At 68.4% G+C, this 21,790-nt stretch carries 18 protein-coding genes and 4 pseudogenes; 9 read left to right on the top strand and 13 right to left on the bottom strand.

Features of this window, described 5'->3' with window-relative positions:
• Positions 1-350: 350 nt before the first annotated feature.
• Positions 351-931 (bottom strand): annotated as a pseudogene (locus tag OG927_RS00640) (transposase); the annotation flags it as partial.
• 366 nt (positions 932-1,297) lie between these two features.
• Here OG927_RS00640 and OG927_RS00635 point away from each other — a divergent pair.
• Positions 1,298-2,302, top strand: a complete 1,005-nt coding sequence (locus OG927_RS00635) for a DUF6215 domain-containing protein (RefSeq protein ID WP_330319492.1) — start codon at positions 1,298-1,300, stop codon at positions 2,300-2,302.
• 26 nt (positions 2,303-2,328) lie between these two features.
• On the opposite strand, the pseudogene OG927_RS00630 reads toward OG927_RS00635, so the two are convergent.
• The 3 genes and pseudogenes from OG927_RS00630 to OG927_RS00620 form a co-directional block, all read right to left on the bottom strand.
• Positions 2,329-2,445 (bottom strand): annotated as a pseudogene (locus tag OG927_RS00630) (IS5/IS1182 family transposase); the annotation flags it as partial.
• Positions 2,446-2,917: 472 nt separating this feature from the next.
• A pseudogene (locus tag OG927_RS00625) lies at positions 2,918-3,183 on the bottom strand (ATP-binding protein); the annotation flags it as partial.
• A gap of 282 nt (positions 3,184-3,465) precedes the next feature.
• Positions 3,466-4,146, bottom strand: a complete 681-nt coding sequence (locus tag OG927_RS00620; protein WP_330319491.1) for a GntR family transcriptional regulator — start codon at positions 4,144-4,146, stop codon at positions 3,466-3,468.
• A 170-nt stretch (positions 4,147-4,316) separates the two neighbouring features.
• Between OG927_RS00620 and OG927_RS00615 the strand changes: the two genes are divergently transcribed.
• From OG927_RS00615 to OG927_RS00585, 7 genes and pseudogenes are all read left to right on the top strand, one after another.
• Positions 4,317-5,504 carry a 4-oxalomesaconate tautomerase gene (locus OG927_RS00615; RefSeq protein WP_330319490.1) on the top strand — a complete coding sequence of 396 codons (1,188 nt, stop codon included), beginning with the start codon at positions 4,317-4,319 and terminating at the stop codon, positions 5,502-5,504.
• A complete protein-coding gene (locus tag OG927_RS00610; protein ID WP_330319489.1) occupies positions 5,501-6,526 on the top strand; it encodes an amidohydrolase family protein in 1,026 nt (341 codons plus the stop codon). Before OG927_RS00615 ends, OG927_RS00610 begins: the two co-directional genes overlap by 4 nt.
• Before the next feature lie 77 nt (positions 6,527-6,603).
• Positions 6,604-7,287, top strand: coding sequence for a 4-carboxy-4-hydroxy-2-oxoadipate aldolase/oxaloacetate decarboxylase (gene ligK, locus OG927_RS00605; RefSeq protein WP_056790109.1), 684 nt, complete (start codon positions 6,604-6,606; stop codon positions 7,285-7,287).
• 20 nt (positions 7,288-7,307) lie between these two features.
• On the top strand, positions 7,308-8,231 hold the full coding sequence (locus OG927_RS00600) for an amidohydrolase family protein (RefSeq protein WP_330319488.1): 924 nt from the start codon (positions 7,308-7,310) through the stop codon (positions 8,229-8,231).
• A 53-nt stretch (positions 8,232-8,284) separates the two neighbouring features.
• On the top strand, positions 8,285-9,667 hold the full coding sequence (locus OG927_RS00595) for an MFS transporter (RefSeq protein WP_330319487.1): 1,383 nt from the start codon (positions 8,285-8,287) through the stop codon (positions 9,665-9,667).
• A gap of 83 nt (positions 9,668-9,750) precedes the next feature.
• Positions 9,751-10,011 (top strand): annotated as a pseudogene (locus OG927_RS36175) (IS701 family transposase); the annotation flags it as partial.
• Between the two features lie 58 nt (positions 10,012-10,069).
• Positions 10,070-10,549: a nucleoside deaminase gene (locus tag OG927_RS00585; RefSeq protein WP_124283363.1), complete on the top strand. Its 480-nt coding sequence runs from the start codon at positions 10,070-10,072 to the stop codon at positions 10,547-10,549.
• 223 nt (positions 10,550-10,772) lie between these two features.
• On the opposite strand, the gene OG927_RS00580 is transcribed toward OG927_RS00585, so the two are convergent.
• Both OG927_RS00580 and OG927_RS00575 read right to left on the bottom strand, forming a co-directional pair.
• The gene (locus OG927_RS00580; RefSeq protein ID WP_157866816.1) at positions 10,773-10,991 is read right to left on the bottom strand and encodes a hypothetical protein; all 219 of its coding nucleotides are present in this window, start codon (positions 10,989-10,991) and stop codon (positions 10,773-10,775) included.
• 173 nt (positions 10,992-11,164) lie between these two features.
• Complete coding sequence (locus tag OG927_RS00575; protein ID WP_330319486.1) at positions 11,165-12,196, bottom strand: hypothetical protein; 1,032 nt, start codon at positions 12,194-12,196, stop codon at positions 11,165-11,167.
• A gap of 224 nt (positions 12,197-12,420) precedes the next feature.
• Between OG927_RS00575 and OG927_RS00570 the strand changes: the two genes are divergently transcribed.
• The gene (locus OG927_RS00570; RefSeq protein ID WP_330319485.1) at positions 12,421-13,434 is read left to right on the top strand and encodes a DUF4262 domain-containing protein; all 1,014 of its coding nucleotides are present in this window, start codon (positions 12,421-12,423) and stop codon (positions 13,432-13,434) included.
• Here the strand turns inward: OG927_RS00570 and OG927_RS00565 are convergent.
• The 7 genes from OG927_RS00565 to OG927_RS00535 form a co-directional block, all read right to left on the bottom strand.
• Complete coding sequence (locus OG927_RS00565) at positions 13,315-13,890, bottom strand: transposase family protein (protein ID WP_408058026.1); 576 nt, start codon at positions 13,888-13,890, stop codon at positions 13,315-13,317. The genes OG927_RS00570 and OG927_RS00565 overlap by 120 nt on opposite strands.
• A gap of 358 nt (positions 13,891-14,248) precedes the next feature.
• The gene (locus OG927_RS00560; RefSeq protein ID WP_330319484.1) at positions 14,249-14,542 is read right to left on the bottom strand and encodes a hypothetical protein; all 294 of its coding nucleotides are present in this window, start codon (positions 14,540-14,542) and stop codon (positions 14,249-14,251) included.
• A gap of 319 nt (positions 14,543-14,861) precedes the next feature.
• The gene (locus tag OG927_RS00555) at positions 14,862-15,314 is read right to left on the bottom strand and encodes a nuclear transport factor 2 family protein (RefSeq protein WP_056790133.1); all 453 of its coding nucleotides are present in this window, start codon (positions 15,312-15,314) and stop codon (positions 14,862-14,864) included.
• 233 nt (positions 15,315-15,547) lie between these two features.
• A complete protein-coding gene (locus tag OG927_RS00550; protein ID WP_056790137.1) occupies positions 15,548-16,720 on the bottom strand; it encodes a macrolide family glycosyltransferase in 1,173 nt (390 codons plus the stop codon).
• Between the two features lie 59 nt (positions 16,721-16,779).
• A complete protein-coding gene (locus OG927_RS00545) occupies positions 16,780-17,397 on the bottom strand; it encodes a dTDP-4-dehydrorhamnose 3,5-epimerase family protein (protein ID WP_330319483.1) in 618 nt (205 codons plus the stop codon).
• Between the two features lie 11 nt (positions 17,398-17,408).
• On the bottom strand, positions 17,409-18,641 hold the full coding sequence (gene rfbA / locus OG927_RS00540; protein WP_456293800.1) for a glucose-1-phosphate thymidylyltransferase RfbA: 1,233 nt from the start codon (positions 18,639-18,641) through the stop codon (positions 17,409-17,411).
• Positions 18,642-20,173: 1,532 nt separating this feature from the next.
• Positions 20,174-21,610, bottom strand: coding sequence for an MFS transporter (locus OG927_RS00535; protein WP_209471559.1), 1,437 nt, complete (start codon positions 21,608-21,610; stop codon positions 20,174-20,176).
• Between the last annotated feature and the right edge of the window lie 180 nt (positions 21,611-21,790).

Genomic DNA, 21,790 nt, shown 5'->3' with positions numbered 1-21,790 from the left:
CCGGGAGGGCCTCCGGCTCCACGACGCTGGCGGATGACGTCGCCGTACTCCCCAGGCACCTCCCAGCACGTGTAATGGCGGCCAGGAAGATCCGGCAGCCCAACCCCCAGTGCCTTCGCCAGGTTGGCGGCACTGGTCCTGCGGGTCCGAGAGGGCTCATCGGCAGCGTGATAGAGGGCATTGGCACCATGCAGTCCGATCACTACATACTCAACACGCCTCCCCGCACCGACGGCCGATCCCTCGTGGTGCTGCTCGTGCCGGGCATTCACAACCTGCCCACAGAGCCCGCATCGCAAGTCGTCCCGTGAGGTATCCACGGGAGGCATCGTGCGGCTCCCTCGTACAGGTCACGTCCCTTTGCGTGGTGTTGGCGATCGGTCGTTTGATGCAGCGGGCAGGACGGTTGGCCCGTCGGTGCAGAGGGCGTCCATGCTTTCGTTGGAGAGGTAGCGGCGGGGGAAGGCGATCCACTCGTCGTGGAGTTCGGCGAGGACCGCGGTGGCCAAGCGGAGGACGGCAGCCGGGTTCGGGAAGACCTGGACGACGTCGGTGCGGCGCTTGATCTCCCCGTTCAGCCGCTCCAGCGGGTTCGTCGACTGAATCTTCTTCCAGTGCTGACGAGGAAAGTCCGCGAACGCGGTCAGGTCTTCCTTCGCCTCCGAAAGCACTTCTCTGACCGTGGGGAACTGCCGGCCGAGCATCTCGGCGACGGTGTCGAGCTGAGTGCGGACCCTGTCCGCGGTGGGCTGGGCGAACATCGTGCGGATCGTGGCGGCGACCGTCTCCGCCGAGCCTTTCGGGATGGCGGCGAAGACATTGCGGACGAAGGGACTCGGCAGTGCTGCCAGGCGGCGCCAAGTATGACCTTGCGGATGGCTTTGACCAGGCCGCTGTGGCTGTCGCAGATGACCAGGCGGACGCCGGCCATTCGGCCCCGGCAGCGAAAGACAACTGAGCACTCCAGGGGCGAGCAGGTCGACAGCTCCACCGACGTCCGCGCAATCCTCGCGTGGGCTCCCGGAACCTGAGTAGCGGCACGCCGATCATGGTGGAACGTTCCCACGACGTATGGGGGGGCCGACGGGGCCGATCCACCAAGATTCCCGACAGAGTCAAGCTTGAGAGTCGCCGGAGTTCGAGTAAGGACAGTGTGGTGACGGCGCCGACCTACGGGAACGCTCTGGCCGCGAGGCTCGAGGGCACCGCAATTCCCCGCTTCATCACGGTTGAGTCCCGAGCCGGAACTATGGCTTCCGTCACAGCCAACACGATCTTGTCCTGGTGAGATCGCCGGATGCTCGGTTTCCTCTTCCGTCTCCTGCCCTTCTGGGTCCGTGAGCCTCTGTTCATCGTGGTCGGGTCCGTTTTCGGCGTACGCATCATGTATCTCGCCCTCCGCGAAGAAGAATGGGCGGCAGCCGGGATCGGCGTGGTGTTCCTGGTGGTCACCGCGGCGCGCGTCCACACGGTGGTCCAAGCCCTGCGCGCACGCCGGAACCCGAGTCCGGCCGCCTCTGTGGACGGGGCGGTGTCCGATGCTGCTGTCCAGCCGCATTCGCAGGTTGCGGGGCAGCGTCTCGTCCCGGATCCGGATCCGGAGAAGGAACCCAACGCGCTGGGCCAGGCTGTCGCGGCCGTGGCCGTGTTCGCGGCCCTCGGGGTCGCGCTGTGGCTGGGCCCGCATCTGCTGCCCCCCGACGAAGACAGCACGCCGCCCGCCGCCTCATGTTCGAGCGGGGAAGGCGAGGAGCTGCCGAGCGCCTACGACAAGACGTCCCAGGCTGTCACCGGCGACGAGCTGTGCAAGGCTCTCAACAGGTCAGACCTGGCCCAGCTCCTCGGAACGCCCGCGGAGACCGCGACCATGGCATCGGGCACCAACAACACCGCCCCCCTGACGGACGGGAAGGTCGCCCAACCAGCGGCGGAGGTCCAGTTCGACACCTACACCGTGAACGTCTCCGCCACGTACAACAAGCTGTCGATCGCCCAGTACGTGAAACTGATGGAGTTCGGGGAGGAGCCGGACGTCAAGACGCTCTCGGTCCTCGGTCGGCCCGGGGTCCTCTCCTCGGATCACACCGTGGCGCTCGAGTTCAATCTCGGGAGCGGTGGATCCGGAGGATCCGTCGGGCAAGGCCCCCTGGCCAGAACACTGTCCGTGGCCCTCGACGGGAATGACCGTGGTGGCTACTACGACATCACCGTGTGGAGCAAGTCCGGAGCCCTCCCGGACGACAGCGCACTCCTTGACATAGCCGAGACGATTCTTCCGACGATTCACGAACGGACTCTGTGACGAGGCGCTCGCTGAGCTGAGCTTCTTCAGCGTTGCCCCTCCAGCGTGAGGATGATGGCCTTGGCGATTGACGTCATGCGGTTGGGGCTGCATCGGGACCTGCGGAAGATCCGCCAAGACTTCAGCCTCGCGACGCCGCGTTTCGCATTGTTCGCGAGTTGCGAGAACGCCTGTAGCTCAACCACGGGAACGCCATGATCGGGGACGACCCGCGGAGCTGCGAGGCGAGGAGGCACTGCGATGGTGATCAGAGGGCTGCATCCGGAGAGGACGGCCAGGCTTGAGGCGCTCGTGGATGAGTGCCGACCGCTGCTGACGACTGCTGGTGGGATGGCTGTCGTGCAGAGGCTGCTGAGTGAGCGTCGGGTCGAGGTGCTCGACGCAGTGGTGATCACGCGCGAGCTACTGAGGGCCGGCCCCACGGCACTCGGGGAGGCGAAGACCATCGTCTTGGCGAGTCCTGGCAGGGGACACGAGCTTCGAGTGCACGAGCAGTTCGTGGATGACCTGGAGCAAAGCGCGGTTTCGACCGGTGATGACCCGTTTCATTACGGTTACCTCGGTGTCCCATCCGGGCCGCGCTCCGGGTGGCGGCCCGGATGCGGGAGCACGGGGTCAGCCGGCCTTTGCGGGCTCTTCAGCTCGGGCGCGTGTGCTGGCGAGGCGGTAGGAGTCGGTGCCGGTCTCGATGATCGCGTTGTTGAAGGTGAGGCGGTCGACGATGGCCGCGTCGAGGCGGGGATCTGTGAAGGTCTTGGTCCAGCCGCCGAAGGGCTCGTCGGAGGCGATGGCGACGCTGTTCTTCTCCTCGCGTTCGGTCAATACCTGGAAGAGGAGTTCGGCGCCGCGGCGGTCGAGTCCATGTAGCCGAGCTCGTCGATCTATGCGGATATCAGCATCGATCGACCTATGTCGAGACCGCGACTATGCCGAAATGGGTGTCAACGTCGCTGGTCGCAACCGTCAGTATCCGGCGGCGCCCGCAGCGCGCTCAACGGCCGGCGCTCGCCGAGCACGTGGCCCGCCAGCAGACCTTCGACTCCCGCGACGACCATGCGCTGACTGCGCCCGCGCGTCGGCGGCACATCCGTCCACCGAATCAAGTTATGGCCATGCGAACAGCGGGCTGTGTGCCTCGTCAGCCTGCCGGACGCGATGGCGGTTCATGTGCGGGTTGGTGCCGTTGCGGATGATGTGGTGGCCGACGACCGCAGTTGTTCGATCACGTCGTTCAAGTGCGCGGCAGCAGCCCGTGCCGCTGCCGTGGCGTCACCGCTGACGATCCCGTCGATGATGTCCAGGTGCTGCTGCAGTGACTGGGCGGGACGGCCGGGGCGCAAGGCCAGCCGGAACTGATAACGCACCATCGGTCCGTTGAGTCGTTCGAGCTGGCGCCTGGCGACCTCCTGACCGCTGGCCTCGACCACCAGTTCGTGCAGGCGCTGGTTGAGGGCGGAGTATGTGTGTACCGCTCCGTCCGCGACGGCCTGCCGCATCTCCGTGCCTATCCGACGCAGTTCCGTACGCTGTGCCTCGTTCGCCTGCGTAGCGGCCTTCGTGGCGCACAGCTGCTCCAGCGCGGAGCGGCACTCGGTGATCTGTATGGCCTCGTCGATGGAGACCGCCCGGATGCGCGCGCCGCGGCGGGGGATGATCTCGACGATCTCCTCGGCGGCGAGGTCCTGCAGAGCCTCGCGGACCGCGCTGCGAGTCGTCCCGTAGGACTCGGCGAGGTCGTTCTCCACGAGTCGCTGCCCGGGTACCAGGTCCCCGGAGCGCAAGGAGTGCCTGATGGCGTCGGTCACGTACTGGCGTCCGGCTGCGCCCGTCAGCTTGTCCGTCAACTCGTTCGACCTCTTTCGTCGGCAGGTCAGTGCATGTGAAGCCTAGAGCCTCGTGAGGACTCCGGCCGCGACCCCGACGAACTTTTTTGTAATTTCGCCAAACATCTTGTCAACAATCTGGTTGATGACCTAGCTTCCTCTGCGTATCCCCAGTCGACGAAGGAGTGCCGATGCCTGCCGAAGCAGTTGCCCGGTCCCGCGGGGCGCGCCGACACGGCTCCCAGACCGCGATTCCGTGCCTGTTCATGCGAGGCGGTACGTCGCGAGGGCCGTTCTTCGACGCGAGAGTGCTGCCAAAGGACACCAGGCTCCGTGACGCCGTACTGCTGGCCGCGATGGGATCACCCGACCCGCGCCAGATCGACGGCATCGGCGGCGGGCACCCGTTGACCAGCAAGGTAGGCATCGTGGGTCCGGGCACGGAACCCGGCGTCGACCTGGAGTGGACTTTCGTTCAAGTGCAGCCCGGCGGGGACACAGCCGACACTTCCTCCAACTGCGGCAACATGCTGGCCGCGGTGCTGCCGTTCGCCGTCGAAACCGGCATGGTCGTCCCCGACGCCGACCGCACCACCGCCCGGGTGCGTACCCGCAACACCGGCATGGTCGCCGAGATCACCGTCGCCACCCCACTGGACACGGACGGGGCGCGGCACGTCGACTACCGGGGCCAGGCCCGTATCGACGGTGTCCCAGGCACTGCCGCTCCGGTCGAGATCGGCTTCCTGGACACGGCCGGCTCCGTCGCCGACTCCCTGCTCCCCACTGGGCATGCACGCGACACCGTCGAGGTCCCCGGGATCGGCGCCGTGGACGTCACCCTGATCGACAACGGCCAGCCCCTGGTGATCGTGACAGCCGAGCGCCTGGGCGCCACCGGCTACGAGATACCGTCACAGATCGACGCCGACGAAGGGCTCAAGGCCCGTGTCGAGGCCCTGCGCCTGATCTGCGGCGAAGCCATGGGCCTGGGCGACGTCACGGAGAAGAACTACCCGAAGATGACGCTGGTGGCGCCGCCGCGTCACGGAGGCACCCTCTCCACGCGCAGCCTCATCCCACGGGTCTGCCACCAGTCCATCGGCGTGCTCGCCGCAGTCACGGCCGCGACTGCCTGTGTACTCGAAGGCAGTGTCGCCCGCGACGTTGCCGCCGATGTCTCCGGCACGGAGCCCACCATTTCCGTCGAGCACCCGTCCGGAGAGTTCAGCGTCACCCTCGGCCTCGCCCCGGACGTTCCCCAGCGGGTCACGCGCTCCGCGCTGCTGCGCACCGCCCGCCTCATCATGGCCGGCGACCTGCTCGTACCCCGTTCCCTCTGGGACCCCGCCCCCACCACTCAGGAGAAGACCGCGTGATCATCGACGTCCACGGCCACTACACGACGGCGCCGGCCCCGCTGGGGGAGTGGCGTGGGGCCCAGATCGCCGCGCTCACCGATCGGGCACGGGCACCCGACCGCGCAGGGCCCGCCATCAGTGACGACCAGATCCGTGAGTCCATCGAGACCAACCAACTGCGTGCCATGGACGAGCGCGGCATCGACGTCACCGTCTTCTCTCCTCGCGCCTCGTTCATGGCCCACCACATCGGTGACTTCGCCACCTCCTCCGCCTGGGCCCGCATCTGCAACGATCTGTGCCACCGTGTCGCCGAGCTGTACCCCGGGCGATTCGCCCCCGGTGCGATGCTGCCGCAGTCACCGGGAACCGATCCGGCTACGGTCATCCCCGAAATCGAACGTGCCGTGCTGGAGCTGGGCGCCGTCACAGTCAACATCAACCCGGACCCCTCCGGCGGCCACTGGACCGCACCACCGTTGACCGACCGGTCCTGGTACCCGGTGTGGGAGAAGCTCGCCGAGCTGGACGTGCCCGCCATGGTTCACGTCTCCACCAGCTGCAATGCGGCCTTCCATACCACCGGGGCGCACTACCTCAACGCCGACACCACCGCGTTCATGCAACTGCTGACCGGGGACCTGTTCGCCGACTTTCCCGAGCTACGCCTGATCATCCCGCACGGCGGCGGCGCCGTGCCATATCACTGGGGCCGATTCCGGGGCCTGGCGCAGGCGCTGGGCAAGCCCGAGGCGGTGGAATCACTGCTGCGCAACGTCTTCTTCGACACCTGCGTCTACCACCAGCCAGGCATCGATCTGCTGTTGGAAGTGGTCCCGCACGGCAACATCCTCTTCGCTTCCGAGATGATCGGGGCCGTCCGTGGCATCGACTCGCACACCGGCCACCACTTTGACGACACGCGCCGCTACGTAGAGAACGCGGGCCTGTCCGACGAACAACTGACCGCGGTCGAGGAACGGAATGCCAGGCTTGTCTACCCCCGTCTGGATGCCCGCTTGACCGCCCAGGGCCGCTGAGCCCCCGGGCCCTCGGCCCCACACGGCCTGGTTCTGCTCTCGAATCGATCACCAACGACAGCGCAAGGAGTCAAATCATGCACGAACTCGGAGTCGTCCACCGCAGGACAGAACGCGCCGACCGCGCGGCGGTCGAGGCCCTGTCCCGGTACGGGGTCGCAACGGTCCACGAGGCCATGGGCCGACTCGGCCTGCTGCGTCCGTATATCCGGCCCGTCTACGAGGGCGCGAAGCTCTGCGGCACCGCTGTCACCGTGCTGCTGCAGCCCGGCGACAACTGGATGCTGCATGTGGCCGCTGAGCAGGTGCGGGAGGGCGATGTGGTCGTCGCCGGCTGCACCACCGAGAGCGGGGACGGCTTCTTCGGAGAGCTGCTCGCCACCTCCCTCCGAGCCCGCGGGGCCAAGGGCCTGGTCATCGACGGTGGCTGCCGCGATGTCGACGAGCTGCGGCAGATGGACTTCCCCGTCTTCGCTCGCACGATCAACGCCAAGGGCACTGTCAAGGCCACGCTCGGTTCGGTCAACGTTCCCGTCGTCGTCGCCAACGCCCTGGTCAACCCGGGTGACGTGATCGTCGCTGACGCCGACGGCGTGGTCGTGGTCCCCGCTCCCCAGGCCGTCGCGGTGGCCGAAGCTGCCGCAAGGCGCGAGGCCGCCGAGGAGGGAAAGCGGAAACGGTTCGTGGAGGGGGAACTGGGCCTGGACATGTACGCCATGCGCGGCCCCCTGGCCGAGCTCGGCCTGACCTACGTCGACTGACGGCACGAGGAGCACTCCCGATGACTGACCCGGCCTTCGCTATCACCCCGGGCTGGCTCGACTGGTACCGCGGACCCACCGATCCCGCCTTCCCACTGCCGACGGGGGCGGTTGACACCCACTGCCACGTATTCGGCCCCGCCGCCGAGTTTCCTTACGCGGCCGAACGCAAGTACACGCCTGTCGACGCCTCAAAGCACGACCTGTTCGCCCTCCGCGACCGCCTCGGCATCGCGCGCAACGTCATCGTCCAGGCCACCTGCCACGGTGCCGACAACAGCGCCCTGGTAGACGCTCTGCAGACTGCCGGCGATCGGGCCCGCGGGGTGGCGACCGTGCGCCCCGACGTCAGCGAAGAGGAACTGCGACGCCTGCACGACGCCGGAGTGCGAGGGGTGCGCTTCAACTTCGTCCGACGCCTGGTGGATGCCGCGCCCACCGAGGCACTGGCGACCATCGCCCGCAGGATCGCACCGCTGGGATGGCACGTCGTCCTCTACTTCGAGGCTGCGGACCTGGCCGACCTGGAGACGTTCTTCGCCTCCCTGCCAGTCCCGCTCGTCATCGACCACATGGGCCGCCCCGACGTCACACGAAGCCCGGACGGACCCGAGTTCGCTCGTTTCCTGCGCTTCGTCGAGACCAACGACGTCTGGGTCAAGGTCTCCTGCCCCGAGCGCCTGACCGTCACCGGACCGCCCGCTCTGAACGGTGAGCGCCACGCCTACCGCGATGTCGTGCCGTTCGCCCGCAAGGTCGTCGACGAGTTCACCGACCGGGCCCTGTGGGGCACCGACTGGCCCCACCCCAACCTCAAGAACCACATGCCCGACGACGGTCTGCTCGTCGACCACATTCCGCATATCGCCACGACGTTTACCCGGCAGCAGGCTCTGCTGGTCGACAACCCTCGGCACCTGTACTGGCCGGAAGAGGCCGGCTGACGGCAAACCACCGGCCCCGCAATGGTGCCGCGTCCCCACCCCAGGAGCGTGCAGTGCAGCACAAACCCGCCACCAACGCGGCCAACCGGCTCGACCGGTTGCCCATATCCAAGTTCCACAAGACCGCCCTCTACGCGGTGGCGTTCGCGTACTTCTTCGAGTTCGCGGACATCAACACCTTCGCCATCACAGCCCCCGTGGTGCGCGAACAATGGGGCATCGACGTCAACCACATCGCCTATGTGATCTCGTTGTCCTTCGTCGGCATGTTCTTCGGGGCCGTCGTCGCCGGCGGACTGGCCGACCGGCTGGGACGCCTGCGCATGCTCATCATGAGCACGGTCTGGTTCACCGCGTGGTCCTTCGCGTGCGTATTCGCCTGGGACATCTGGTCGCTGGGCGTCTTCCGTGTGCTGACCTCGGCGGGACTCTCCGCGATGACCGTCGTGGCCGTCGTTTACATCAGCGAGCTCTACCCGCGCGCCAAACGCGGCAAGTTCCAGGCATATGCCATCGTCATCGGTATCTGCGGTACCCCTGTCACCAACCTGATCGCCTCCGCGGTGGTGCCGATGTCCGACTGGTCCTGGCGCCTGGTTTACCTGTGGGGCTCTCTCGGTGTGCTGTTCCTGTTCTTCGTGCGCAAACTCGAGGAGTCTCCGCAGTGGCTCGAGTCCCGCGGCCGCCACGAGGAGGCCGACGCTGTCCTGACGCGCCTCGAGGCCGGCGTGACACTCGAGCACGGTGAGTTGCCCGCCGCACAGGAACCGCAGCCGCAGGGCCCGGCCGGCAGGTCCGGTCTGGGCATGCTCAAGGATAAGAAGTTCCTGTTCCCCACGATCCTGCTGTCGGTCCTGTGGATCACCCAGACCATCGGCTTCTTCGGCTACTCCAGCTGGGCGCCGACGCTGCTGGCCGCCGAAGGCATCAGCGTGGAGGACTCGATCTTCTACGTGGCGCTGACGACGGTCGGCGCACCGCTCGGCTCCTTCCTCGCGGCGATGGTCACCGACCGGTTCGAGCGCAAGTGGTCCCTGGTGGTCTTCGGCCTGATCATCGCCGTCACCGGTTTGATGTACGGGCTGACGTTCACCCCGGTGCTGATCGTCGCCTTTGGGTTCCTGGTCAATCTCTTCGAGCGCGGCTACACCGCCCTGGCCTACGCATACTCGCCGGAACTCTTTGACACCCGGGGCCGCTCCCTCGGCACCAGCATCGCCTACGGCCTTGGGCGACTGTCGAACGCGGCCGGCCCGCTGATGATCGCCGGCATCTACAACGGAGTCGGCTACGAAGCGGTCTTCATGTTCATCGCCGGAACCTGGACCGTCGGAGCTATCGTGCTGGCGATCTTCGGCCCGGCCACGCGCCGCCACCGGCTGGCGGCGGAGGCCAAGGCACTGGAGGAGCAGAAGGCCGTATCGGCGACATCCTGAACGCCGGAGTCACAGCAGGCGTCCCCGGGTGGGTGGTGCGCGGGAGATCCTGGCTGCGGGACGTGGCAGCGCGGTCGTGGTGACTGACCTGGCGCAGGGGGTCCGAAGGCTGCCGTGTCCGCCCGCTTGGTTTTCCTGCGGGTCCGCCTCGCCGGCCGCCGCCCGAAACCCGCACCAGACGGAGTCACCGGTCCGCAATGGCTGTCGCTCAGTGGTCCGTAGGTGAGAACGAGCCGGTCAAGTACTGGATCTCCAACCTGCCTGCCGACCTTCCCGCCCGCGATCTCGTCCGCCTCGCGAAGCTGCGGTGGCGCATCGAACACGACTACCGCGAGCTGAATTCGGATGCTTCGAGCGGATCGAGGATCTAGCATCCACTGAGGCACAGGGGCTGGAGGCAACATGGTGACCGACGCTGAGCTGCGGCATCTGCGCCGCTGCGTGGAACTGGCGACCGAAGCCCTGGAAGTGGGCGACGAGCCGTTCGGCTCCGTGCTCGTCGCCGCGGACGGGACCGTCCTCGCCGAGGACCACAACCGTGTGGCCTCGGGCGACCGGACCCGCCATCCGGAGTTCGAGCTGGCTCGGTGGGCCGCGGCGAACATGTCCCCCGCGGAACGAGCGGCTGCGACCGTCTTCACCTCTGGTGAGCACTGCCCGATGTGCGCCGCCGCGCATGGCTGGGTCGGGCTGGGGCGCATCGTGTACGTGAGCTCCTCCGAGCAACTGACAGCCTGGCTCGCCGAGTTGGATATTCCCGCGCCTCCTGTGCGGGCCCTGCCGATCCAAGATATCGTCCCTGACCTCGTGGTGGAGGGCCCGATTCCCGGCCTCGCGGAGCAGGTGCGCGACCTACACCACCGCTTTCACCGCGCCTCCTGAGCGCAACAATGCGGTTCGGGCCGGGTCGAGCACCACGGGACTCATCGCGAACCGACGGCATCACCGCGCGGCGGGAGTTCGAACGCCGGTTGACCGAGCTTCGGGAAACGGGCGTAATTCCGGACCTGCGGGCTGCACAGATCGAGCGCCTCAAGGCTCCGCCGCAGGGTGAGGGCTCCGGCGCGCAGACAGGCTCCGGTGTCGCCGCGCAGCAGGTGTCCGGTCAGACGCTTGTGGATGCTGTGGTGCAGGTTGGGGCGCGGGTCGGTAGGTCGGCAGGTCGGCAGGTCTGCAGCGTCGGCGATGTCGTGCCGCCGGACCGGTGGTAGAGAGTCCAGGCGGATTCGACGCTGCGGGTGACGGCCCGCCCGCCGAGCTGTTCGACCAGGGCGCGCGCGGCGCGCAGCGTGCTGCCGTAGCCGACGTTGTCGTCGATGACCACCGGGTCGGGTCGTGGGCCGCGGTGCACGGCCGGGCACGTGAGATCAGCCCCAGCACGGTGGTGCTCCGGCTGGGGAAATCCCAGTCGAGATGCCGCCACCCCTGGCCGACTGCATCCGGATGTCTCGCGCCGATGCCATAGCCAGGGTTCGTGCGCGATGGTCCGTGCGGCAGCTACTGGATGCTTCTGAGGTGCGGATGTCGCGGGTCGGCGGGGCAGGCGAAGATGATCAGCTTGCCCCAGCGGCCCACCGTGACCCCGGTGGGCTCGCCGCCCCCGCCGACGGCAGGGCCCCGTTCCTCCAGCGGTATCCAGCTGCCGCTTCCGCCGTCCCACTCCGAGCTGGCGATGGTCAGCAGCAGTTCCATCGGGGCCGCGCAGACCGGGCAGTCCGTGGCGGCGGCGTCGGTCAGGTTCCAGGACGCGTAGCCCCCGGCTCGCCAGCCGGGCGGGACGGACAGGTCGAACTGGTAGGTCGGCCAGTCCCATTCCTCCGCGTCCGCTTCCTCGGCCTCCTCTTCGAGGGCCTCTTCCCTGGCCTCGATCCGGGCGCACAGCTCTCCGGGCAGCAGCTCGGCGAAGGGGTACGTGACCACCTGCTCGGGGTGCAGCGCGCACGGCTCGGGTACGTAACCCTCGAAGCCCACGACCTCCGGCACGGGCGGCTGCGCCATCGCCCTGACGACCTCGCACGACCGGCGCCAGCGCAGGTCCAGCAGCATGCCGGTCCGGTTCTCGCCGTGCGCGTCGAAGGGGCACCAGAAGACCTGGAGCAGATCGCACTCCTCCGGCCCCGCGAGCAGGTCTGGCACGTCCTGGCGGTACAGCTGGGCCAGACCGATCATCGGGAGCGGATCTGACTCCCCGCCCTCCCCTGCCGCCCGGTGCCTGCGCCTGAGCTCCTCCAGGAGCCGCCGTTCCTCGTCCGTGGGGCCGGAGCCCGGGTCCCGGGCCCACGCGGCGGCCAGGAGCTGCCGCTCCCGGTGGATGTCCGCGGGGCGCCGGCCACGCCCGTGGGGGTGCGGATCGGTGCACACCGGCCACGGCTCGTCCGCCGGCCAGAGCATCGGCCCGCCCACGGAGCTCACCGACACGTCAGGGCTGCCCGGCCGCGGGTGCAACCGGGTAGTCGTGCCGCGGTGGGCCGAGATCCCGGGGAAGAGCGCCTCGACGTCGAGCGGGCGCGGTGGCGTGGTCCTCGTCATGATCCCGAACTCTAGGGCCGCGGCCGGCCTGGTCCTCAGCCGGCCGGTCGCCAGGCCGAGGGTCTGGCCTTGATGGTCGGGAGGTGTTCCTACCTTTCACCGACATTGGCCGGCTTTGTCCACGAGATCTTGGGGAGCCGTCGCGAAGCGTGACGTCGCTGTTCGATTGAGAGGGCCCAAACCCCGGTTGCTCGACCTGAACGCTCACCTCGTGACCTCCGCACATGACTGGTGATCCGTTCCAGTGCCGCTGTGTCCTCTGCCATGACTACGGCGACCGGGATGAAGCGGACCGCATGGATCTGACGGTCATCGAGCATGTGCGGCAGTACGGATGGCACGTCGTGATGGTTCCCGAAGACGAGATCAGTCCTGGATTCGTCTACACGATCGGCCTCGCGCACACCCACGGCGGACCCGAACTCGCCATGTTCGGGCTCAATGTCCACGCCATGCACCGCATGCTTAACACGCTCGGAGAGAAGTCCGCCGCAGGCGAAGTGCTGGCGGACGGCCAGAGCCATCCTGATGTTGTCCACGGGTATCAAGTCGCGCTCAGGCAGATCGATCGCAGCTGGCACCGGACCTTCTTCGGACAGGCGATCGGGTTCTACCGGCGGCCGCCTCTCCCCGTGCTGTGGCCTGATGCCGAGGGCCGTTTCCATTGGGATGGGCAGGCTGACGAGAGGCGTCGCGACTCACAGCCTCAGTTGTGGTTCCCTTCGCGTGGCCGTCCTGTCGGGATCTGGACGTCCGAACTCTGGTCTCAAGGGGCCGGGAAGCTGGCGAGCCGGCACCAGGGCGACGCGCTATTGAAGCAAGATCATCTTACGAAGGAGTTCGAATCCGGCTCGGCCGTAGAGCTGTCTCTTGATCTTCTTGATGCGGTTCACGGCACCCCGATGCTGCAGGAGCTCCAGTTCAGAGTGAGACCGGCGGCCACGGCGTCGAGGTCTCGGCGCAGGTGGAGTGCGAACCCGGTGAGTCCGGGCAACTGGCTGGCTTCGACTGCGTCGATCCAGGCGGGGAGCGTGGAGCCGAGGCGGCCGGTGAGTATCTCGCCGAAGTCCCGGACGTGTCCGGCGGGCGTATCCAGTTCGGGACAGCGGGCCAGAACGTCATTCAGGCTGGCCCGGTCTTCCGCGCTCAGGGCGGCGGGGTGTCGGGTGAGCCAGCCGGTCACCTGTCGTACCGTCAGCGGCTTTGGCGGGGCCGGGTCGGTTCGGGCGGTCTTGTAGCCTGTGATCACCGTCGGGGCCGCCGTCGTCGGGGCCGACGAACCCCAGGTCGGCGATGGCGCCGAGCCCGGCTTCCCGCGGTTTCCGGGTGAGCTTGTCGTGCCGGCAGGCGGTGATCTCCGAGGCGCGCCCGGGGCGGGCCGCCGAGATCCACAGCAGTCGGCCCCGGTCGTCGGTGAGGGCGATCACGAGCAGGCCGTGGCATTTGTTCTTGCCGGAGTAGTTCTTCCGGTTCTCCCTCCCGGTTCTGCGCCGGGTGCGGATCACCGATCCGTCCAGCAGTACGATGTCGCCGCCCTTTCGGGCGATCTTCTTCAGGGCCCGGTCCAGGCGTGGGGCGCGGGCGGCGAGCAGGCCGACGACCTCCTTCACCCATCGGGTCACGGTGGTGCGGTGGATGCCGTTGCCGCCGGCCAGGTCGCCAGGCCGCTGGTAACAGCGCAGCACCGCCAGCACGATGGTGGTGATCTTCCCCGCGGGCAGGACGCCACCGCGAGCCGATCTTGTTGAGGTAGCCGGGTATCAGGTCGGCGAGCCAGTTCAGGGTGGCACTCGACAGCGGCAGGCGGGCGGTGTAGACAAGGCCGTCAGGGCCCTCGCGGAACTGATGTTTTTCTTCACACCAAACGAGGGCCCGTCAGTAAGGGCGCGCCCCGCGCGACTACGGACGTGCCGTGAACCGCACGTCGCCCCGCTTGTGCAGACAGTCGCGGTCGGCGAGCTTGGTCATCTTCGCCCGCAGAGGTTCCAGCTTGCCGCGCACCGAGGTGTCCAGGCCCAGCCGCTCGCCGACGCCCTGACCTGCACCGGGCCGTCAGCCTCCCGCACGATCGCGCGGATCTTGCGGTAGTCGTCGGGGCAGCGCGCCCTCGTTGGCCGCGTCGCTGCGGAGCGGGATGAGTAGGACTGCCCGCCCGGCCACCTTCGCCGGTACCGGAGCGACAGCCGCGGCGTCGGCGAGGGCCTGCTCGGCCGGACGGTACAACACCCGCTCCACGATCGCCAGTTCATCCCGCTTGGCCTGGACCTCCTGGAGTTGCTTGGCCAACTTTGCGGCGAGGGAGTCCAGTTCGCTCCAGCGGGTGGTGATCCACTGTCGCTCCTGCATCCCCAGCGCCCTGCGGTGTTCTCACGGTGTGTCGACCTGCTGACGGATCGTAAGCGGGGGTCGGTCGTGGGCGCAGCCGAACACGGCATACCGCCGGAGCCGGACCTGCCGTTGATCGACGCCATCTCAGTACCACCCGTGGCCCCGAGGGCGAGCAAGGCCTGCGGGACCGGCTGAGAGCCGGCCTGGGCGACAACACCGCCTGGAAGCAGGGCTCGCCCGCCGAACTCGGCCAGCGCATGGTCTGCTGCCGCTGACAGTGCTGTTGTTGTTGTGGTGGTGTGGGGTGGTGGGTGGTGGTGTTGTTGGTGTGTGGGGGTTATTTGTAGTTGCCGTCGGTGGTGACGTAGCGGTTGTTGACGTGCCAGGTTCCGTTGGTGCGGGTGAGTTTGTCGTTGCAGAGGGTGTGGTGGCGGAAGTGGACGTCTCCGTCGAGGAGGGTTTGGTTGGGGATGACGTAGACCATGACGTAGCTCTGTGCGTGGACGGTGTTGTCGTCGAGTTGTTCGATGGTGAGTTGTCCGAGCCAGTGGCGGAGGATGAGTCCTTCGTGTTTGAGGGTTTGGTGTTCGATTGCTTTGGTGAGGGTTGCGCGGCCGGTGAGGGGGTCGGGCATGTCGGCGGCCTGGAATACGCCGTCGGGGGTGAAGGTGCGGGCCCATTGTTCGCCGTCGCCGCGGTCGAGGATTTTCAGCTGGAGTGCGTAGAACTGCTGGATTTCGAGGTAGATGTTGTGTGGGGCGAGTTTGGTGGTGAGGTCGTGTGTGTTCATCGTTTCCTTCTTCTCCGGTGACTACGGGCCTTGGTGGTGCAGGGGGCTGGGGTGGTGCTGTAGAGCGGGGTTGTGGTGGCAGCCCTGTGGGTGGCGGTGTGTGTGAGTGGCGGTGTGTGGGTGCGGGCCGGGGTGGTGCAGGGGGTTGTGGGTGTGGTGGTGCAGGGGGTTGTGGGTGGTGTGGTTGTGTGGGTGGCGGTGCGGGGGTGGTGGGGTGGTGGGGGTGTGGGGTGTTATGGGGTGGTGGTGAGGTGGTTCAGGATGGTGTCGGCTGCGCGGGGAGCGCCGCCGGCTTCGTGCATGGCGTGACGCATGGTGCGTACGTTGGTCTGGATGGTGGTGTCGGTAGCGACGTCCTGGACGGCTGCGCGTAGCGTGTCGGCGGTGATGTCGTGGGGGGTCAGGACCCGGCCGAGTTTCAGCTCGGCGGTTCGTGCGGCGATCATTTCTTCGTCACCGTTGTGGGGGACCGAGACGAGAGGGACTCCGGCATACAGGGCGTTCATGGTGCTGCCGGCGCCGCCGTGGCAGACGAACGCGCCGGCGTGTTCGAGGACGGCCTGGAGGGTGAGCCAGGAATGGATCTCGGCGTTCGGGGGGAGTTCACCGACGGCTTCGAGGTCGACGCCGGGGCCCGCGGCGATCACGACGTGCCAGGGGAGTCCTTCGAATGCTTTCGCGCACATCGCGAAGAATTCGGGTTGGGTGTTGAAGGTGGTGCCCAGGGAGATCAGGACGACGGGGTTGTTGTTCGTGGGCCGCCAGGTGCCCTGGAGGTCGCTTTCGCGCAGGGGGATCCCGACGAAGGTGTACTGGTCGTCGGGGAAGGAGCCGGCGTCGGTCTGGAACTCGCGGGGCATGAAGGAGATGTTGCGGGGGGCGTCGGACATGAGTTCGTCCAGGGGCGTGTCGTGGAGGCCGTGGGTGTCGGCGAATGTGCGTAGTTCGCGGGTGAGGTCGCCGAAGAGTCCTTCGGCTGTGTCGTGTGCTTGGGAGAAGTACTGGTGGGAGGCCAGGACGGGGTAGAGCTGGATGCCGGGTATGCCGAGTTTGCGGGACATGACGCGGCCCAGGAACTGCATGGAGATGTCGTAGACGAGGCAGTCGGGCAGGTCGTCGCCGAAGTGGGCTTCCAGGACGGGTGCGGTGGCGGCTGCTTCGCGGACCGCGCCGAGCAGGACGCGGGCCAGCCAGTCCTGTGCGCCGGTCGGTGCGATGGTGCGGGGGTCGAGGGCGGAGGTGTAGGGGATGATCTCGGCGCCGGTGGAGGCGATGCGTTCGGCGACGGGGCCGGCGGCGAGGTAGCTGACCTTGTGGCCGCGCTTGACGAGTTCTTCGACTACGCCCAGGGTCGGTGTGACGTGACCGGCGGCGGGGATGTTCAGGAAGGCGATGTGCCTCTTCATGAGTGTTCCTGGTCCTGTTCCTGGTGTCGGTGGGCGGGTTGCTCCTGGGTGACCTTGTGTCACTTGTGGGGGGCGGGCCGTTGTCCTGCCGGGCGGGCGGGGGTGTGTGGGGTGGTGTAGTGGGGGAGGATGCCCAGGGCTTCGGCCTGGGCGAGGGTCGGGGCGGTGCGGTCCTTGTCGGACAGGACGATGTCGTCGAGGTCGGGCCAGGGCAGGGCGAGTTGGGGGTCCAGGGGGTTGATCGAGATGGTCTGGCCGGGGGTGTAGGTGTTGTCGCAGAGGTAGGTGACCACGGCGGTGTCGCTGACCGCGGCGAATCCGTGGCCGAGGCCTTCGGCGATGTACAGGGCGTGGTGCTGTGTGTCGTCCAGGGGGATGGCGAGGGATGCCCCGTAGGTGGGTGAGCCGGTGCGGACGTCGACGACGACGTCGATGATCGAGCCGCTCACGCAGGTCACGTACTTGGCTTCGCCGGGCGGGGTTGCGGTGAGGTGGATCCCGCGGATCGTGCCGTGCCGGGAGACGGAGCAGTTGACCTGGGCCACGTCCATGGGGCGGCCGGTCTGCGCGGACAGTCGGTGGCCGACGAACAGTTCCAGGAACGCGCCGCGCGGGTCGTCGAACACCTGTGGCCGGACGAGGTGGACGCCCTGGATGCCGAGTTCTTCGATCTTCATGAGTTTCCTTCTCACCCGGTGGCGCCGGCGCCGACCGGGACCGGGCGGCGGGTCTGTTCGGCGGGGGTGGGCTGGCGGCTTTCCTTGGCGGGGGTGGGCTGGGGGGAGGTGTGCGGCGGGGTGGGCTGCCGGCTGTGTCCGGCGGGGGTGGGGTGGCGGGTCTCTTCGTCCGTGGCCGGGGCGGGCTGCCGCGGGCCCTCCGACGCCAGGGCCGACGACACCGGACCCGACACCGACACCGGCACCGGATCCGACGCCGGGGCCGAGACCGGCACCGGATCCGACGCCGGATCCGACACCGGGGCCGACGATGCCGACGCCGTAGCCGGTGCCGGTGATGCCGTTGCCGGGGTGGGGGTGGGTTGTTGGATGTCTTCGGCGGCGGCGTCCAGGAGGCCGGTCAGGTAGGTTCCGTAGCCGCTGGGCAGGAGGGGCTGGGCGAGTTCACGCAGGTGGTCGTCGCCGATGAGCCCGTTGCGCCAGGCTGCTTCCTCGACACAGCCGATCTTCAGGCCCTGTCGCTCCTCGATGACCCGGACGAATTCCGAGGCCTGCACCATCGAGGCGAACGTCCCGGTGTCCAGCCACGCGGTTCCGCGGTCCAGGACGGTCACGGCGAGTTCACCGCGGCGCAGGTAGGCCTGGTTGACCTCGGTGATCTCCAGCTCGCCCCGTGCACTGGGCAGGAGGGACCCTGCGATCTCCACGACACGGTTGTCGTAGAAGTAGAGGCCGGGGACCACGTACCTGGATTTGGGGTGTGCGGGCTTCTCCTCGATGGACAGGACGTGTCCCTCGCGGTCGAAGTCCAGTACGCCGAACGCGCTCGGGTTCGCGACCGGGTAGGCGAAGATGTGCCCGCCCTGGGGGGAGGAGTGTGCTTTGAGCTGTTCCCCGAGGCCCACGCCGTGGAAGATGTTGTCGCCGAGGATGAGCGCGACCGGTTCGTCCCCGATGAAGTCCGCCCCGATCAGGAACGCCTGCGCGATGCCTCCGGGGCTGGGCTGCGTCGCGTACTGGATCTGCAGGCCCAGTTGCGATCCGTCGCCCAGCAGCCGCTCGAAGGAGTCCCGTTCGGAGGGCATGGTGATGACGAGGATGTCCCGCACGCCTGCCAGTACCAGGGTGGACAGGGGGTAGTAGATCATCGGCTTGTCGAATACAGGCATGAGCTGTTTCGACATGACTTGGGTGACCGGCCACAGCCGGGAGCCGGTCCCGCCGGCCAAGATGATGCCTCGCATGTTCGGGAGGCTAAGGACGCCGCCTATAGCGCCGATCGAGGCCGGGTGGGCGCCGGGCTGCTGCTCTGGGTGTTGCGGGCCGCAGGCGCGGTCCGGGCCCGGGGGCCCTTGTGGTGTTCGTCGGGGGTGTGGGGTGTCCGTGGCGGCCGGCTGCGTGGTGGCCCGGGCCCGGCCGGCCGGGGCTCGGCTCTGGTTGCCGGGTCCGGCCGTTGTGGGACGGAGGGGGGAGGGCGGTGGTGGCGGGCGAGGGTTTTGTTCTTCTCCGATGAGGAGGGGCCGGATGCTTCGGTTGGGGTGGCTCTGCGGAACCCGGCCGGCCGTGTCTCGGGGGAGGGGCAGGGAAACCACTGCCTCGGCTGAGCGGGCTTCGGCGGCACTGGCACGGGCAGGCTTCTGTTCGGCCGAGGCGGCCGGCACCAGTGGGGCCGGGTGCGTGTGCGTGTGTGTCCGAGTCGGTTCGGGGCGCGGCGTTCCGCTCACCGGGGGTGACCGGCCGGGCCTGAGCGTTCGCGGTGACGGACTCCGGTCGGTTGCGGAGACGAACGAGGGCTGCCGCCGGCACATCGAGTACTTCCCGGATCACTCCTGCCTTGCCCCGGGCCACTGGCCGTGGTCGTGCCCAACCCTTGTGAGGGCGTGCCGGCCCGATGAATGGCTGATGTCGGTGGCCGGCCGGGATCCGTGGAAGGTTCCCTCGCGGAGCACGAAGAAGAGGACGCCGGCCCACCCGCTGTGCGAGGCGGAGCAGGGCAGGGACATGGTGCCTGCGTGCCTGCCCTGGGCGTCCCTCTTGTCGTCATGGCCAGGGAGACCACCCACCGCCACACCGCGGGCCCGCCCCGCTTCACGGCCCTGTTCCACAAGGGCCCCGCCCTCCCCGGCAGGGTTCTCCCGGATTTGGTTTCGCTCTCCCGCTTCGCACACGGCTCCCCACAGATCCCCTGCCTGCGGTCCTGCGGCCTTGCGGTCCTGCGGCCTTGCGGTCCTGCGGCCTTGCGGTCCTGCGGCCTTGCGGCCTTGCGGTCCTGCGGCCGTCCGCCTTCGTCTGCGCCCTGCGCTTCTGCCTCAGCCTCTGCCTGCGCCCTGCGCTTCTGCCTCAGCCTGCGCTTCTGCCTCAGCCTGCGCTTCTGCCTCAGCCTCAGCCTGCGCTTCTGCCTCAGCCTCAGCCTCAGCCTCCGCTTCTGCCTCAGCTTCTGCCTCTGCCTTTGCCTCTGCCTGCGCCCCGCGCCTGCACCTGCGGCCGTCCGCCTCCGCCTCTGCCTCTGCCTCCGCCTCCGCTTCCGTCTGCTGCGGCCTGCGACTTGTCCGGTGTCTGTGTGCTGCTCCGGGGGTGTTCGGGGTTCACTCGGGCCCGGGGGCAGTGAGAAGCCCGCCCGGTGGGCCGGGCGGGCTTCTCACTGCTGGTCCGCTGCGGGCGGCGAGGGCTGCCCGCAGCCCGTCCCGGACAGCGGACCGCCAAAAAACGGGGGGGCCGCGGTGGGCCGGGCGGTGACCGTACGGGTGGGGGTGTGCGGCCCTGGGGGCCGCTGGGGCTACCGGGGGCCGCGCGGTACCGCCGCCGCGGCCGCGAGGCTCAGGGTGAGCAGTACCCCGGTCGCGAGGAACGCGACCCCGTACCCGGCCACGAACGCATGCGCGTCCGGGGGACCGTCACCGGCGACCTCCGCCGTACGGGTCTGGGCCAGGGCCACCATGACCGCGAGCCCGGCCGCGCCGCCCAGCGACTGCGAGGTGTTCAGCACCCCCGATGCCAGGCCGTGCTTGTCCTCCGGCACACCCGCCGTCGCCGCGCCCGCCACCGAGGTGACCACGATGCCCAGACCCACACCGAACAGCAGGGTCGGGCCCAGCAGATCGGCGAGGTAGGTGGCGTGCTCGTCGGCCGCCGACTGCCACACCAGCCCGGCGATCATCGGCAGGAGCCCGACCAGCATCATCGGCCGGGGACCGGTGCGCGGTGCCACGCTCGAGGACGCGGCGGCACCGATGAACGCGAACACCGTCAGGGGCAGGAACGCCAGCCCGGTACGGATGGCACTGTAGTGGAGCACCGACTGGTAGAGCAGGGTCAGGAAGTAGAACATCGTGGGCAGTGCCGCACCGAAGGCCAGCATCGTGAGGTTGGCCGCCCACACCGAGCGGTTACGGAACAGGCTCAGCTCCATCAGCGGCTGCTCGGCCAGTTTGGCCTGGTCGAGCACGAACACCGCGAGCAGGACCACACCGATCGTCAGCGACGTGACGATACGCGCCGATCCCCACCCGTAGTGCTGCCCCTCGGCGAGCCCGTAGACGAGGGCGGCGATCCCCAGGGTGACCGACAGGGACCCCAGCACGTCGAGCTTGGCCTTCTTACGCGGGCCGCCCGCGCCGCCCGGGGCGGCGGTGACCGACATGACGGCCATACCCGCGATCAGCAGGCCCAGCGGCAGGTTCACCAGGAACACCCACCGCCACGACGCCCACTCGACGATCGCCCCGCCGCTCAGGACACCGATCGCCCCGCCGCTCCCGGACGCCGCACCCCACAGGGCGAACGCCTTGGCACGCTCGACCGGCTCGGTGAACGTGGAGCTCAGCACGGCCAGGGTCGCGGACGCGATGACCGCACCGCCGAAGCCCTGCCCGGCGCGCCCCAGGACCAGCGTCGCCGCGTTCGGGGCGATCCCCCCGACGAAGCTGAACACCGTGAACACGGCAGTACCGATCAGGAGCAGACGCCGGCCGCCGAACAGGTCGACCATCCGCCCGGAGAACAGCAGGAAACCCGCGAACGGGATCAGGTACCCGTTGTACACCCAGGTCAGGCTGCCCGGTGTGAAGTGCAGCGCGTCCTGGATGGAGGGGATGGCGACGTTCACGATCGAAGCGTCGAGGATCACGATCAGCTGCCCCAGGCAGCACACCGCCAGGACGAGTCCGGCCCGGCGCGCCCTGACCGGGGCCTCCATGGTCATCTGAGCGGTCATCGCAGAGAACTCCTTGTTCGGATGGGGGAGTGGGCCACGCCCGGTTCCCGGTGTGCGGGCCGTGCCCGCCCGGCGCCGGTCATCGCGGGACCCCGACGGCCACGCGGCCCCCGGGGGAGCCCGTGGGCACAGGGCGGCAGCATCACCGGCCCCGGCTGCTGGGCCGTCAGGCCCCGGACG

It is taken from the genome of Streptomyces clavifer (genome assembly GCF_036345975.1).
GTDB classification, from domain to species: Bacteria; Actinomycetota; Actinomycetes; order Streptomycetales; family Streptomycetaceae; genus Streptomyces; species Streptomyces clavifer.
Note: the sequence above shows the minus strand (reverse complement) of the source record. Positions and strands in the feature narration are given on the sequence as shown.

What these genes read in the sequence shown, in the direction of transcription:
- OG927_RS00545 (WP_330319483.1), bottom strand. Translation starts at nt 17,397, where the DNA reads ATGAAGATCGAAGAACTCGGCATCCAGGGCGTCCACCTCGTCCGGCCA.
- OG927_RS00635 (WP_330319492.1), top strand. Translation starts at nt 1,298, where the DNA reads ATGCTCGGTTTCCTCTTCCGTCTCCTGCCCTTCTGGGTCCGTGAGCCT.
- OG927_RS00535 (WP_209471559.1), bottom strand. Translation starts at nt 21,610, where the DNA reads ATGACCGCTCAGATGACCATGGAGGCCCCGGTCAGGGCGCGCCGGGCC.
- OG927_RS00585 (WP_124283363.1), top strand. Translation starts at nt 10,070, where the DNA reads ATGGTGACCGACGCTGAGCTGCGGCATCTGCGCCGCTGCGTGGAACTG.
- ligK (WP_056790109.1), top strand. Translation starts at nt 6,604, where the DNA reads ATGCACGAACTCGGAGTCGTCCACCGCAGGACAGAACGCGCCGACCGC.
- OG927_RS00550 (WP_056790137.1), bottom strand. Translation starts at nt 16,720, where the DNA reads ATGAAGAGGCACATCGCCTTCCTGAACATCCCCGCCGCCGGTCACGTC.
- OG927_RS00600 (WP_330319488.1), top strand. Translation starts at nt 7,308, where the DNA reads ATGACTGACCCGGCCTTCGCTATCACCCCGGGCTGGCTCGACTGGTAC.
- rfbA (WP_456293800.1), bottom strand. Translation starts at nt 18,641, where the DNA reads ATGCGAGGCATCATCTTGGCCGGCGGGACCGGCTCCCGGCTGTGGCCG.
- OG927_RS00560 (WP_330319484.1), bottom strand. Translation starts at nt 14,542, where the DNA reads ATGCAGGAGCGACAGTGGATCACCACCCGCTGGAGCGAACTGGACTCC.
- OG927_RS00615 (WP_330319490.1), top strand. Translation starts at nt 4,317, where the DNA reads ATGCCTGCCGAAGCAGTTGCCCGGTCCCGCGGGGCGCGCCGACACGGC.
- OG927_RS00555 (WP_056790133.1), bottom strand. Translation starts at nt 15,314, where the DNA reads ATGAACACACACGACCTCACCACCAAACTCGCCCCACACAACATCTAC.
- OG927_RS00570 (WP_330319485.1), top strand. Translation starts at nt 12,421, where the DNA reads ATGACTGGTGATCCGTTCCAGTGCCGCTGTGTCCTCTGCCATGACTAC.
- OG927_RS00575 (WP_330319486.1), bottom strand. Translation starts at nt 12,196, where the DNA reads ATGACGAGGACCACGCCACCGCGCCCGCTCGACGTCGAGGCGCTCTTC.